The sequence below is a fragment of the Paenibacillus sp. HWE-109 genome (genome assembly GCF_022163125.1).
Taxonomy (GTDB): Bacteria; Bacillota; Bacilli; order Paenibacillales; family NBRC-103111; genus Paenibacillus_E.
This window is the reverse complement of the sequence record NZ_CP091881.1, coordinates 8,775,223-8,789,831: the sequence shown is the minus strand read 5'-3', so window position 1 is coordinate 8,789,831 and position 14,609 is coordinate 8,775,223. Positions and strand designations below refer to the sequence as shown.

At 49.0% G+C, this 14,609-nt stretch carries 10 protein-coding genes; all 10 read right to left on the bottom strand.

Annotation, left to right across the window (positions count from 1 at the left end; translation table 11 throughout):
• Positions 1-590: 590 nt before the first annotated feature.
• Positions 591-2,864: a glycoside hydrolase family 88/105 protein gene (locus LOZ80_RS37690; protein WP_238169279.1), complete on the bottom strand. Its 2,274-nt coding sequence runs from the start codon at positions 2,862-2,864 to the stop codon at positions 591-593.
• 15 nt (positions 2,865-2,879) lie between these two features.
• Positions 2,880-4,616: a hypothetical protein gene (locus tag LOZ80_RS37685; RefSeq protein WP_238169278.1), complete on the bottom strand. Its 1,737-nt coding sequence runs from the start codon at positions 4,614-4,616 to the stop codon at positions 2,880-2,882.
• A 12-nt stretch (positions 4,617-4,628) separates the two neighbouring features.
• The gene (locus LOZ80_RS37680; protein ID WP_238169277.1) at positions 4,629-5,576 is read right to left on the bottom strand and encodes a sugar phosphate isomerase/epimerase family protein; all 948 of its coding nucleotides are present in this window, start codon (positions 5,574-5,576) and stop codon (positions 4,629-4,631) included.
• Positions 5,577-5,600: 24 nt separating this feature from the next.
• Positions 5,601-6,611 (bottom strand): Gfo/Idh/MocA family protein, encoded by a 1,011-nt coding sequence (locus tag LOZ80_RS37675; protein WP_238169276.1) that lies wholly within the window; start codon positions 6,609-6,611, stop codon positions 5,601-5,603.
• Positions 6,612-6,635: 24 nt separating this feature from the next.
• Positions 6,636-7,715 (bottom strand): Gfo/Idh/MocA family protein, encoded by a 1,080-nt coding sequence (locus LOZ80_RS37670; RefSeq protein WP_238169275.1) that lies wholly within the window; start codon positions 7,713-7,715, stop codon positions 6,636-6,638.
• Between the two features lie 107 nt (positions 7,716-7,822).
• Complete coding sequence (locus LOZ80_RS37665) at positions 7,823-9,508, bottom strand: type 2 periplasmic-binding domain-containing protein (protein ID WP_238169274.1); 1,686 nt, start codon at positions 9,506-9,508, stop codon at positions 7,823-7,825.
• A gap of 92 nt (positions 9,509-9,600) precedes the next feature.
• Positions 9,601-10,473, bottom strand: a complete 873-nt coding sequence (locus LOZ80_RS37660; protein WP_238169273.1) for a carbohydrate ABC transporter permease — start codon at positions 10,471-10,473, stop codon at positions 9,601-9,603.
• A gap of 21 nt (positions 10,474-10,494) precedes the next feature.
• Positions 10,495-11,460: an ABC transporter permease gene (locus tag LOZ80_RS37655; RefSeq protein ID WP_443147000.1), complete on the bottom strand. Its 966-nt coding sequence runs from the start codon at positions 11,458-11,460 to the stop codon at positions 10,495-10,497.
• 1,227 nt (positions 11,461-12,687) lie between these two features.
• Positions 12,688-13,707: a LacI family DNA-binding transcriptional regulator gene (locus LOZ80_RS37650; RefSeq protein WP_238169272.1), complete on the bottom strand. Its 1,020-nt coding sequence runs from the start codon at positions 13,705-13,707 to the stop codon at positions 12,688-12,690.
• Between the two features lie 76 nt (positions 13,708-13,783).
• Positions 13,784-14,602, bottom strand: coding sequence for a 5-deoxy-glucuronate isomerase (gene iolB / locus LOZ80_RS37645; RefSeq protein ID WP_238169271.1), 819 nt, complete (start codon positions 14,600-14,602; stop codon positions 13,784-13,786).
• Between the last annotated feature and the right edge of the window lie 7 nt (positions 14,603-14,609).

The following is a 14,609-nucleotide window of genomic DNA, read 5'->3' as shown; positions in this document are numbered from 1 at the left end:
TTGGCTACTCTTATCCGCTCTTATCTACTCTTTATCCGCTTATCTACTCTTGGCTACTCTTTATCCACGCTTATCTACTCTTTATCCGCTTATCTACTCTTAGCTACTCTTATCCACTCTTATCTACTCTTTATCCGCTTATCTACTCTTGGCTACTCTTATCCACTCTTATCTACTCTTATCTACTCATTGCCAATCGTACCTACTCCTAACGCAGCACCTCATCAAACCGCAGCTTCAACCGTATAGCTGCCCTTGCTCGTGCCCGCCACTTTGTGAAGAAATTTCGACCCAAACCACAGTATGCAGCGCGGCAACCTGCTCATACGCCGCCGGCTATCAGCTTCTCCGGCTGCTAAGCCTTCACACTGACACGGACGTGCATGAGCGGCAGATGCCCTTCTCCAGTTAAAGCTTCACTACCGGGCATCATTTTTCAGATTCGAAATCTGAATGCCCTGTTCAGTGAAGTCAGCGCCAACGCTCGGGCTGATTTGCGGCGACGACCCAGACCGACGCTGCGGTCGTCAGCCCTTTGATGACATTGCCGCCTGCGCAGAATCGCGCCTGCTCCCAGAACGCCAATGCCGCTAATGCCCTGTGCGGTCAGCCGAGACGGATCTAGGCACAGCCTGCTCCTGCTGTCCAAGCCAATTCTTTAACTTCATAACCTCAGCACCTGCCAGCATCATAATACCGACGCCATGATTGTCATTGGTTACGGTGAGCAGATCCTTTTTATAATAATCCGGAGTAAACGCATAACGCGATCCGCTGCAAACGCCATGCACGTTCCCTTGACCATCGATAGCCTTGCGGGTTAAACCGTGCCATGCCAGCAACGCCGATGCGAGATATCGCCCAGGCTGCTTCAACCAACCAAAACGCACGCCACGCGCAAAACTGTACGTAAACATCGCCGTACAAGAAGCTTCTTCATAGGCATCCGGATCATTGAGTACCTGATGCCAAAGGCCGCTCTCTGCCTGCAATTCCACGTAACCGCTGCACAGTTCGTTGAAGAAATCCAGCAGTGCGGGACGATCCGGATGATCACTTGGCAGAACCTCCAGCACCTCTGTCAATGAGAACAGTGTCCACCCATTTCCGCGTCCCCATGGAATCCCGGTTGCCATTTGATATTTGAAATCATACACATGGGACATGATCCGCTGTTCCGGCATGAACAAGTATTTGCGGAATAAAAGAAACTGTTTGGCGGCTTCATCCAAAGCTGCATGGCTGCCTGTTATCCCGGCATAGCGGCATAGAAACGGCGTGCTCATGTACAAGTCATCGGCCCACATCGTGTTTTCCGCATATTCGCCTTGGCAAATGCGGTAGAAGGCGCCGTCTTCCTTCCGTTCCAGCCGGTGAAGGATGAAATCCGCGATCCGCTCTGCAATCAACAAGAAACCTGGATCCTGCTCCTCTTGGTAAGCTTCCAACATCGCTGAACCAAAGGAACCGCAGTTGTCCAGCATCTTCATCATGACCAACTGCTGGTTAATCGCTGGAAACCCATACTGCTCACGGTCCCACAGCGAGTAGTTGAACATGCGGGTACAACTTTGGACATGATCACGCGCATAACGGATCAAATCCGGTCGCTCAAGCAAGCGCCCTGCTTGCAGCAAGCCATAGATCGTGACCCCTAGCGGATAATCCCAGCGGGCATAATTGGTCACATTACCGACCGTCCATTTATTGCTCAGCATGGCATTCTCATAATAAGGACGAATCCAAGCTTCTGGCTGGTCCAACCGCCAATAAGCCATATCGTCAGCATCCAAACTAGTCGCATACAGCTGATCCGTACGTACTAAATCTGTATAGCGCAACTCCACTTTATTATCTAGTGGTCCTAAGTACAACCACGATTTATCCGAACCGTGAACCCTGAGAGGAGCAGCCAAAGGCATCGTTTCTCCAGCTATACTTGCACTCATGGTCCAACCCCATGCTTGATTCCCGCTTCTGCTCCGGATAACGAGATCATGTTTGCCCGGTTGCAACATCACTTCCGCTCGGAAGATGTCCCCTTCCCCGGTCACTTCCAGCACCTGCAAGCCATTCACCCATAGAGTTAGCGGACCTGCCGAGCTGCCTTCAAACACACACAACTCGCTCCGATAGCTGGTTTGGTTCAGCTTCGTCCAACCATAGAGCTGCTTGCCAGGCTGCACACCAAATAAGCGCTCGCCGATGGGCAGCGCAAGCTCGCTCGCGCTCCACTCGGTCTGCGGCAGCCAGCTTATCGCATCCTGCTGCTCTGAAGCCAAGGCATCAGGCAGTTGAGCATTCTCGAATAGATCCCCGTCCACTGGTAGCGAGTAAACCCACCCGGCTTGCCCCTGCCTCTCAGCGAAGGGAGCCAACACATTGAGAATCCTTACCTTGGCTTCATCTGATCCAAACAGACAGCCGAAACCGGCGGCGGTGTGTTTGGCTTTAATAAATAGACGATTCCAGCCTTTGACGAAATTAAAATTGAGTTTTACGCTAGCGTCTGGTTTAATTTCATCAATAACATTGGAACGGTACGCAAGCTCGTCATTTAAATACAAATGAATCGGTCCTAAACATTGCAGCAGCACATCCAAATTGCGTTCCCCATCACTCCAAACCAGCCCATACGCATAAGCGTACTGACCAGGTCTGGCTTCCGGAAATCTGTTGCCCAAGTTCAGATCGAACAGGCCATGCTCATTCTGCAAGATACCAGAGCGATAAAATGTGCGAAATGCAAAAGGAATCGGGGGATTTGCCCCCATATAGCGATCAGCAAGCACCTGCAAGGTCGCTCTGTCATCATTTCCCAAACGGGCAGAGATGCTTTCGATATCGTGAAAATATGTCGTCATCTTGAACCTTCCCCCCTAGAGCAAGCGAATCGTAAACGTACGATCAAATGGTGTCACCAAGTTCACATGAACGTACCGGCAGCCTATTGGATGCTGATCTTCCCGTAGGACAGGCAGTAAGTGCTCATAAGCGCCTGAGGAAATCTCAATAGCGTCACCCTCAGCCTCATACCTCATTCCACCGCTCTTCAAGAAATACTTGCCATCTCCGGCGTCCGCCAAATCTTCACCGCTAACCTGGCCTTCATCCCCGAGTATAAAAGATAACTGCGTAAACACATCTTCACGCGCATCGGAATGAATACGGATCTGCCATTCTGAGTCACTCTGCACGATTTCTGCCTGAATTTCATGCGTTTGCAGATGTGTCATAGGCCTATGTTGATGCGGCAGCAAGTACCAAGGACTTACTTGGCCTTGTTGGGCTGCTTCAGGCAGATACGACTGCGGGATAGGTCCGTTATATCCTTTTTCCATCACAATATTCAGCTTATAGCCGTTCTCTGCAGCAGTTAAATGATCAAACTTGATAATCCCAGGCGAAAAAGAGGTCGATAGCTTCATACCAAGCAACCGCACTTTCCCATGGCGCAAGGAGAAAAAGGAAGGTGCCAAAGGCATAATCGTCACACTCTGCTCGCGATCACGAATGCGTACGATCGGCGCACCGAAGGCGACATGCATACTGCTATGCTGAATTTTCATATGATGGCCAACACGGTCGATCTGCTTTAGATGCGTCTCCATCGGATGCTTCTCATTCAACATCAAGGTATACCGCTCTGGTAGTTCAGCACGTTCCAAATCTTCGATAGCCGTTTCTGGGTACAACAGCAAACCCAGCAGCGCATGATTGTTCACGGCTTCTGATTTGCGAATAAACGTCCCGGCATAATCCGACATCGCCGCAAACAACGGATTGCGATCGTGCGCTGCCATCAGACGGTAAATCAGGAAGTACGTAGCCATATCATATGTCTCTCCGAAATCCTGGCGACCTGAGTAATCGGTCACAACCTCGCCTGACGGATGGATCAAGTACACCATCATGTTCAGATTGCGGCGCACTCCATCCAATAAGTCAGGGCGATTAAACAACTTGGCTGTATGGTAGAGCGCAATATCACTGACTGCATTGTAGATGCCGTTGCTGCGCTCGGTCCATTCCCCGTCCTCTGTAATATCCATGCCCTCTGCCAGCCACTCATCGGCTCTAGCGACAAGCTCCGGCATCGGGAATATCTCATACAACAAGGCAAGTGCGGCTGTTATAACCCAACGATGGTTCGGCGTGTGGCAGCCCCCGGTCAGCATCGCCGGGATCGTTCTTTCCAAGAATAGCTTCAATTTGGCGGCTGCAGGCTTAACCGCTGCCCAATCATGCGCTGCCAGCAGTTGATAGAATTGCGTCACACCCCCAACGACGAACGCGGTATCCGGCGGCGAATTATAGTTCGTGGAGCCGAGCGAGACCGTACCGTCTGCATGCTGACGGTTCAGGATGAAGTCGGCTGCCATTTCGAAAGCTGTGAGCAGTTTCTCATCATGGTAATAACGCGAATCTGGATTTACTAAAGCGGAAGCCCAGCACGCCATAATGCTCGGCGTACTCATATGGTTGGCACGTGCAATGCCTGTTTCATCGATCACGCCGCCAACATATTTGGAATTCGGATCAAGTATCTGCCGCCCCAACGTAGAAGCGGTATAATCGTTATTTATTTTCACTAATTTTTGATAAATGGCATCCATACGAGTCACCTTTTAACCTTTCATCGCAGCAATTTTAGTTGTGATCAGTCGGTGACTCTCGTCAATCTCATCAGGCTGACATACCGCCTTAAGTTCATAGACCTTCACTTTGGCGAAATCGATAGCGCTCAGAAAATGATCGAAGTAAGCCATATCCTGACTGTGCACATATGGACACCAGTGATCGGATAACTCCAACGTTTCATGGATATGAACGCCATAAATATAGGTCTGCACCTCTTGCAGTTCTTTCAGGTTGTCGTACAAGCCCATTCGCCCCATCATCATGGCATGACCGATATCATACCAGAGGTAGACCGGACCGCCTTTCAGGTTATCACAAATTGTTTTGGCTTCCATTAGCGACGGCATCTGATAACAGCGCGATCTCGTCTCAATGCCGATGGCGATGTCCCAGCCTTTTTTGGCAGCATGCTCACTGACTACTTCCAGACTTTCCTGAATTCGCTTGGTATACAAGGGGCTTAACCGCTCGCGCCGTTCCATCATCTCCTGCCACAATTGTCGATAAGCCGGTGAATCCTTGCCTTGTTCCTTGTACAATTTCTTCAAATCAGAATCGATATTATAGTCAAAAGGGACTTCGCCAGGGTGCACAACCACGGCTTTGGCACCATACCGGTTCGCATAGTCCATCGACCGAATCAACAGCTCCACAGAGCGTTTACGCTTCTCCTCATCGTCGAAGCCAAGCATAACGGAGTCCGTGTCGTAGTCCTTATCGTTAATAAATGGAAATACATTATGAACACTGGACACGCCGATTTCACCTTTTTCAATCATCGGCTCGATTGTTTTCATCATCTCTTCGGTAACGTTGTAATTCAGTTCCACGTACCGGAACCCGAGATCTTTGATTTCCTCCATCATCTCTCTGCCAACGGTGTGTTTCTTAATGTTCCAACAAGTTGAGAACGAATATACGCCTTTATCCAACATGGTTGCGGCCTCCCTAAGGTGAACTTACTCTGAAAGGTCACTCAGCCGATATGCAGCACCGGATTGTGCCGACAAATTGGAAGCTTCCATCAAACGGGTCAAATCGCGTGCCAATGCTATATTCTCTGTTGCCGTCGTCCCTTGCTGAATATGAGATACCCACATCTCGAAAGCAGTTGGTACTGCTTCTGGCATCTCAGTCACCTCCTGCCACAAGGCAGGTCCGCCAGACTTGCGCATCAGCAGCTTGTTATCAGATCTGTCATACAACAGACTGCCTTCCGTACCCTGCACCTCGATGTTAAACTGCGAGTAACTGTTCACGAATCCTGCTTCAACGATACCCAGAGCACCATTCGCATAATGCATAATCGTTACGGCGCTGTCCTCAACCTGGCGTCCCATGATGGAACCATAACCGGCACTTACACGTTCTGGCAGACCGAGAAATAATCGCGCCAAGTACATCGGATGGCAGCCGAGGTCGATCATCGCGCCGCCTCCGCTTTCTAGCGGATCAAAAAAATGTGCCGGCAGTGAGCCATTGGGACTTGCGTCGGTCGGCAGCGCTCCGTTATGGGCAAGCCGGATACGAACCGTTGTTACGGTGCCGAGATCGCCTCCCTGAATGAGCCGCTGAGCCGCTTGCGTGAATCCGGTGTATAAGCGTGGCAGAGATACTACGAGCTTAATCCCCGCTGTCTCCACAGCCGCCAAGATTTCGTTGCATGCCTTCGTCGTTGTAGCGACAACTTTCTCCGTAAAAATATGCTTGCCCGCCGCCGCAGCTGCGATTAGAACCTCACGATGCTGCGTTGTAGGCGTAACAACTATCACAGCATCGATATCTGGATTTGCCAAAAGCTCCGGCAATGCCTCAAAGAAAGGAACCCCTAGTTCCTCTGCTTTCTGACGTCCCCGCTGTGGATTCTCATCCCATAACGCTGCAATTTCTGTTTGTGGATGTTCAGCAGCCATGCGCGCATAATCCTTTGCATGAACATGCCAATAGCTTAGAATAGCAACTCTTACCATGTCTGAACTGCCTCTTCCCTTATTTTAGTCGAAATAAATCGCTTTCCCTGTCCGATTCGATTCATAAATCGCTTCGAGAATCTCCGATACGACGCAGGACTGCTCAGGTGTTACCACTGGCTCCTTATCGTGGATGACGGCGTCGATCCAGACGCGAATTTCTTTATCCTGCATGCTTTCCTTTTTACCATCGTAAAAGTCTGCGCCCTTCGCTTCGAATTGCAGCTGATTCATATACAAACGGCTATGATTTTCTCCGTTAATACGAAGGCCGTCCTGCATATCAGCGCCGCCTTCCGTACCGCATAGCGTACATTTCGCTTCCTTCGTATCCAGCGTATTCAGTGCCCAACTAGCTTCTACCATGATGGTAGCTCCGTTCTTCATGACGATCATCGCAAACGCTGAATCTTCCACCTTAAATTTCTCAGGGTCCCACGGTCCCCAGGAATTAGCCGCATTTTCTTTGCTGGAAAGCTTATGGTAAGCAGTGCCAAGCACTACCTTGGGTTCATAGTTATTCATCATCCACAGCGTTAAATCAAGCGCATGTGTGCCAATATCGATTAGCGGTCCTCCGCCTTGTTTCTCTTCATCCAAAAATACGCCCCAAGTAGGCACACCGCGTCTACGAACAGCGTGGGCCTTAGCGAAGTAAATCTCGCCCAGATCGCCATCCTCAATAACTCGTTTCAAATATTGACTGTCCGCGCGAAAGCGATTGTTGTAGCCAATCGTCAGCTTTTTCCCCGTACGCTTAGCTGTTTCCACCATCCGACGGGCGTCAGCAGCCGTTTTGGCCATCGGTTTTTCACACATCACATGCTTGCCTGCTTCCAAGGCCGCAATCGAAATTTCCGCATGGGAATCATTCGGTGTGCAAATATGCACGACTTCAATTGAAGCATCAGCCAAAAGCTCCGCATAGCTTTCGTAAACCTTGGCATCAGGGGCACCATATTTGGCTGCCGCTTCCTGAGCCCTTACGCGTTCTATATCATAGAAACCGACAATAGCAACCTGCTCAATCTTGTGCAAACTCGGCAAATGCTTACCTAAGGCAATACCGCCACAACCGATAATAGCTACGTTAAGCTTATTCATTCCCGTATCCCCCTATGAGGCAATGACTTGTGCAAAGTGATCGGACAGTGCAAGCTCTGACGCCTAATCATCAGTACCTTCACTGTCCGAATCTTCACCAACAAGTATTACTTCACTTGCTCCATTTGTTGTTTTGCGATTGCCATGACATCTTTGGCAAGGAATGCTTGATCTTTATTTTCTTGGTACCATTTGTTCATGAAATCCTCAAGCTGCTTGCCGCCTGCTTTGTCCCAGGCTGCCTGTGAATCTTTGATCGCTTGTTCAGGCGTGTATTTACTTCCGCTAATAATCGCTTTAACGAAAAGATCGCCTTTTTCTTTCAGGATCGTCGTGTTGATAATTTGCAGATCGGCGTTGTACACCGGCATATGTTCACCAACGGTAAGACCTGGGTACTCTCTTTGCGGATCAAAGTACACTTTCTGAATCTCTTTATACATATCCATTGCGGACTTTTGATCAGGAACTTCGGCGTTGAAGCCGCTGAGCACAAAGCTGCATTTATCTTGGCCTGACGAGTAGAACATTTCGTAATCAAGGGCATAACCGACTTCATTTTTGGATTTGGCAGCGTCAATCGCTTGCGGACAGCTGTTCGCTGCTTTTTTCCAGTGCGTGCCTTCATCGCCATTGATTACTTTCAGAGCGGTTTCCGGTTTCATCATGAAATCCAGGTAACGGCCAACAGCTTCTGGGTCCTTGGCTTTGGCATTAATAACCGTCGTCATCTGAACCGGGTTGTCGATAGCACCCGTGAACGTCCCCACTGGGGATTTCGGATAACCTAATGGCGCAATTTCCGCAGTAGCCACATTTTTCTTCAGCGTGACCATATCATTCATCGTAAAGTCATACCAACCGCCCGTGAACTTCACGTAAATCCCGATTTTGCCATTCAGGAAATCTTGCTTCGCCTTGGCTCCATCTTTGTCATTAATGTAATCCTTATCGATGATGCCATCATCGTATAGTTTCTTCTTGAAGGTCAGCGAGGCAAGCTCATTGTCCCATTGACGAATAATTTTGCCGTCTTTCACGCCCCACGCCAGCAAGTCTTTGGAAGAGCCTTCCCCGAAGATCTCATTAATCGCTTGCTCGGAGTACGTGCTCATATTCATCCCGTAGGTATCTTTCTTCCCGTTACCATCAGGGTCGTTGTCTGCAAATGCTTTGGCAACTGCCATCAATTCATCCGTCGTTGTTGGCATCGAAAGATTCAGCTTTTTCAACCAATCTGTGCGTACGAGCAAAATGTGGGCAGGTACAGCCTCCTTCACTTTGCCGATTTCGTAAAGCTTGCCATCCGGCTTCGTTCCCGCCTTCTTCAACTGCGGATATTGCGTCAGTAATTTCTGATATTCAGGCATGTATTTTAAAATGTCATCAAGCGGCAGCAATTGCTTCTGATCATACAAACTGCCACGGAATGGCGTATTGTATTCACTGACAATGTCCGGAGCCGATCCTGATGCAAAAAGCACATTCAATTTCTTCGTTGAATCACTGCGCAGAATAGGCACGTATTTCACATTCGCCGGGCCGTTCTGATTAATCCATTTGGTCCAGCGATTTTCTTCATACGAGCCTTCGGAAGCCGGAACCGCACCACGATCATACATCGAAACGGTGACATCTCCACGCTTCGCTGCTGCCTTGTCTCCAGCTTTGGCTGTTGCTGCTGCGGTTGAGGATGCAGTTGTCTCTTTCTTATCGCTGCTGCACCCCACCAATGTTGCCCCTAATGCTACGAACCCTACTGTTACACCAAGCCACATTTTCTTGTTCGTCATTCGCATTTCCCCCAATTCATATATTGTGAAGTTTTGTTAAACGGGAACACCCTAATCAGTAACCTTGCTGTGATAACAACCATGAAACGATATCAACCCTTAACAGATCCAAGCATGACACCCTTCACAAAATACTTCTGGAGGAAGGGATATACCACCAACATGGGAACAACCATAACCACAACACCCACAGCTTTGACCATCTCGGTAGCGACGGCCGCTTGCTCCTCATTATTGAGAGAAGGCGAATTCAGCAAGTCGTTTTTTTGCAGCATAGCCTGAACGATAACCGTTAAATTCTGCAAGCTGCTCTTGTTAATATACATCAGTACGTTCATGAACGAGTTCCAGTAACTAATCCCGTAGAACAGCGCTAATGTTGCCAGCATAGGAAGCGATAAAGGGAGAATAATCCGAATGAGCAGCGATGTATCATTGCAGCCATCAATTCTTGCAGCTTCTTGCACCTCATAAGGAATATTCTCGAAATAGCTGCGCATTAGAAGCATATTGTACGTACTGATAAACCCTGTGAGCCAGATCGCCCAGTACGAATCAATCAGAGACATTTCTTTCACAACCAGGTATGTCGGAATTAACCCGCCTGAGAACAACATCGTAAAAACCATAGCCAGCACAAGAAAGCGACGCCCGATCAAATAATTTCTGGATAACGGATAGGCAGCCAATATCGTACCTAACAAGCTGAGAACGACCCCGACTATCGTAATAACAATACTATTTTTGAAAGCTTGGAAAGCTGGACTCGCGATAAAAAAGATTTTGTAGGCTGTGAACTGCAGCCCTACCGGCCAGAAGAAGACGTGACCGGAGTCGACCGCCGAGCGTTCACTCAGCGACAATGCAACAATATGAATGAATGGCATCAAACAAGTTAGTGCAATAACAGCGAGCAGCACATAGTTTATACCATAAAATATTCGTTCTCCACGTGATGTTTTCATGGGCTCCTCCTAAGCATTTGGCTAAAATAAAGCTTGGTCAAATTTTTGCGCAATCCGATTGGCAATTAAAACAAGTCTGCAGCTGATGACCGATTCGAAGAGTCCCATCGCCGTCGTTAAGCTAAACTGCGAACTGCCTAGTCCTATTTTATAAATATAGGTACTAATCACCTCAGACACATCGGCGACAGCTGAATTCTGGAGATTGTACACCTGGTCAAAGCCGACTTCCATCACGCGCCCCATCGCAAGGATCAGCAGCAGAATAATCGTGTGCCGGATGCCTGGCAGCGTAATATGCCAAATTTGTCGCCACTTCGTCGCCCCATCCATGCAAGCTGATTCATACAGTGATGGATCAATCGTGGTGAGGGCAGCGAGATAAATAATGGTGGAGAAACCCATTTCTTTCCAAACACCGGAGCCGATGAATATCGCCGTCCATGAATGAGACTCATATAGAAAAGTAATTGGTTCTATATTAAACAACTTAAACACCTTATTGATGGACCCATAATCGGTCGCGAATAACGAAAGAACAATCCCTGAGACAATGACCCATGAAAAGAAGTGCGGCAAATAGATGATCGTTTGAATCCATTTTTTGAACCAAGACTTGCGGATTTCATTGATCAGAACCGCGAGCACGATCGGTACCGGGAACCCGACAACCAGGCTTAACAAGCTGAGCCAGAACGTGTTCCAAATAATTTGCAGCGTGTTGGAGCTGGAGAACAATAACTTAAAGTACTTCAATCCAACCCATGGACTGTGCCAGATGCCGTCGGCGAAATTATAGTTTTTGAAAGCGATCACAAGTCCGCCCATCGGCCAATACTTGAACAAAATATAATAGGCGATCACGGGGATCAGCATAATGAACAAGGGAATATTTTGCTTCAATAATCTTCTTCTTCGTACTAACGCAGCTTGTTTAAGCCGTTGTACATCAAGGGTGACAGGAGTTTCCTCTAACCTGCTGCTCATCACTGCATCGCTCCTTCTTTGGTATACCCCTATTATAGAAGGTAGCGCATAGGGTTCCCTTAAAAAATTATAGATAAAACTATAATTTTATTGGGTGTTGCGAGCGCTGGCTTATTGCAGCTGCAGCTTTTCCCTTGCATTTACTCTCAGCGTCCTCCCAACCATCTGTCTACACTAGCTAACCTCAAGATTCCGCATCAAACGGAATGAGGAATTTCATTACATTGGATAAATCCAATGTAATCGTGAATTTGACCGCCCATTGGGCTGTTTGATTGGATTTATCCAACGGAATCCTAAAATATGCCGCCTATATGGCGTTTTTATCAGATAGCATTGGATAAATCCAATGTAGGTACGAATTTAACCGCCTATACGGCTGTTTGATTGGATTTATCCAATCAACAACGTGAGGTGTTCCTTAGACATTGGACGTGCTGCCGCACAGTCCGAGTATTTCAGCTACTTTCCTTTGCAACTACTCTCAGCGTCCTCCCAACCATCTGTCTGAACCAGCTAACCCCAAGATTCCGCATCAGACGGAATGAGGAATTTCATTACATTGGATAAATCCAATGTAATCGTGAAATTGGCCGCCCATGAGGCTGTTTGATTGGATTTATCCAACGGAATCCTAAAATATGCCGCCTATATGGCGTTTTTATCAGATTACATTGGATAAATCCAATGTAGGTACGAATTTAACCGCATTTACGGCTGTTTGATTGGATTTATCCAATCAACAACGTGAGGTGTTCCTTAGACATTGGATGTGCCGCCGCACAGTCCGAGCTTCTTTCCCTTGCATCTACTCTCAGCGTCCTCCCAACCATCTCATGTACGCCACCAACCAGACAAATCAAACTACAGGCGGATCGTAGATCCCCTATTTGGGCGAAATCCAGGCATAATCAGCCTGGTGCAGATCGTGGTTCCGCTATTTCGTTAATTTACTACAGAAATCAGCTACTTTCGGCGAAATAGCGCATCTACGATCCGCGTGGATGCCAGCATCGGCCGATTTGGCACAAATAGAGGATTGTAGTTTCCTTTCAACGTTGGACTTGCCACCGCACAGTCCGAGCTACTTTTCTTTGCAGCTACTCTCAGCGTCCTCCCAACCATCTGTCTAAACTAGACCAGCGGGATCGTGGAGCCTCAACATAAACAAAAAGGGCCGCCCCCCAAGTAGATAAATCTACTTGGAGGGCAGTCCCCTTTTCCCATTTAATCCACTTCAGTCGGCGAAGCCGTAGACTGTCGAATCATTAATTCAGGACGCAATACCACACGCTGCTTGGTTGTGGATTCTTTCTTCAGCTCCTGAATCAGCAGGTCGACGACCCTCTTCCCCATCGGCTCAATCGGCTGGGCGACCGTCGTGAGCGGCGGGTCCGTCACCGAAGCCAGAATCGTGTTATCGAAGCCAATCACCGATAGCTGCTCAGGTACCTTCAAGCCCAGCTGCTTCGCAGCCTGCAAAGCCCCGATAGCCAGCATATCGTTGCAGCAGAACAGAGCAGTCGGCCGAACCCCTGCCGACTCTTCCAGCAGCGCAATCGCCTGCCGCTTCCCATCTTCCACGGTATAGTGGCAGTTGCGCACACCGCTGTCCGGCAGTACAACACCCGCTTCCTCCAGCGTGTTCCGAAACCCGCGCACCCGCTCACGGCTGCTGATAACTTTGGCATGCTCCGCCAGAATAGCTAGGCGCGTATGCCCCAAATCCAGCAAATGCTTGGCCGCCAACGCGCCGCCAACGCAATCGTCCACAACAACGGTATGCACGCCGATGTCCGGCATTTCTCTGGCGATCATCGCAATCGGGATCCCTTGCTTCATTAGAGGCGTCAGCATCTCCTTGTTGTCCATCCCGGTCCCGATGATCATGCCGTCAATGCTTTTCTGTTGCAGCAGGTTCAGGTAGCGCTCGACCCGTTCATCCTTATTGTCTGTGCTGCAAATGACCAAGCTATAGCCCAAATGGTGCCCTTGATCCTCAACAGCCCGCGCAATTTCCGCGAAAAAAGGATTCGATATGTCCGGCACAAGCAGTCCCAGTGTGAAAGTCTTCTTGCCGGTTAAAGCGGATGCGATCACACTTGGCTGATAATTGAGCCGCTCCATCGTTTTGAGAATTTCCGCGCGCCGTTCTTCGCTGATCTTCCCCTTGCCGTTCATCACCTGCGACACCGCTGCAATCGAAACCCCAGCCTCGCGGGCGACATCATAAATTGTTGCCTTCATCCTATGACCCCATTTTTCCCGAAGAATACTTGTTTGTCTTCTATTATGCAGGGGCACAAGGGAAGTTGCAAACGGCCTACTCCTCCACTGGCTTCGCCATTAGCCAAGCATGCTCAGGATCATTATGGAACTTCCAGATCCGCGATGGTCCTGCCATCACATTCAGATAGTAAACGTCATAGCCGGGAGGAGCACAAACAGGATGATAGCCTCGCGGCACCAGCACAGCTTCCCCATCCTTCACCAGCAGCGTTTCATCCAGCGAGCGGTCATCCGAATACACACGTTGGATCGCAAAACCATGCCCGGGATCGACGCGATAGTAATACGTTTCCTCCAGAAAAGACTCCTCCGGAAGCGCATCCCGATCATGCTTGTGCGGCGGATAGCTCGACCAATGCCCGTTCGGTGTAAAAACCTCAACGACAAGCAAGCTGTCAGCCGGTTCATTTTCCGGTAAAATATTATGAATTTGCCGCTCGATATTCCCGTAACCGCGGGTTTCAACCCCCACATGGCTAGGCTCAATCAAGCGCGCAGGATAACCGCCAGCACCGGGAGCGCTGCAAATCGCAAGCTCCACAGCTGTTTTTGCAGCAACTTCGTACTGATCATCACTTGGGACATAGACCGAAAACGGCGGAATTTTCTCAAATACGTTCATCCGCTCTCCGATGTCACTCCAGCTTGCCTCCTTGGTCTGCACGTCCGCTTTGCCGCTCAGCAGCACTAAGCAAACTTCTTGCTCGCCCGTAACACGGCTCAGAGATTGCCCCGCCAAAAGCCTTACAATTTCAAAACCGACATAGTTCCAGCCCGCGGATTCCGGCGTTATTTTCAAAATGCTGCCCTCAGCATGAGGATGTTCCAAAGGTTTCACAATCAGATTAGGCATATCCCGC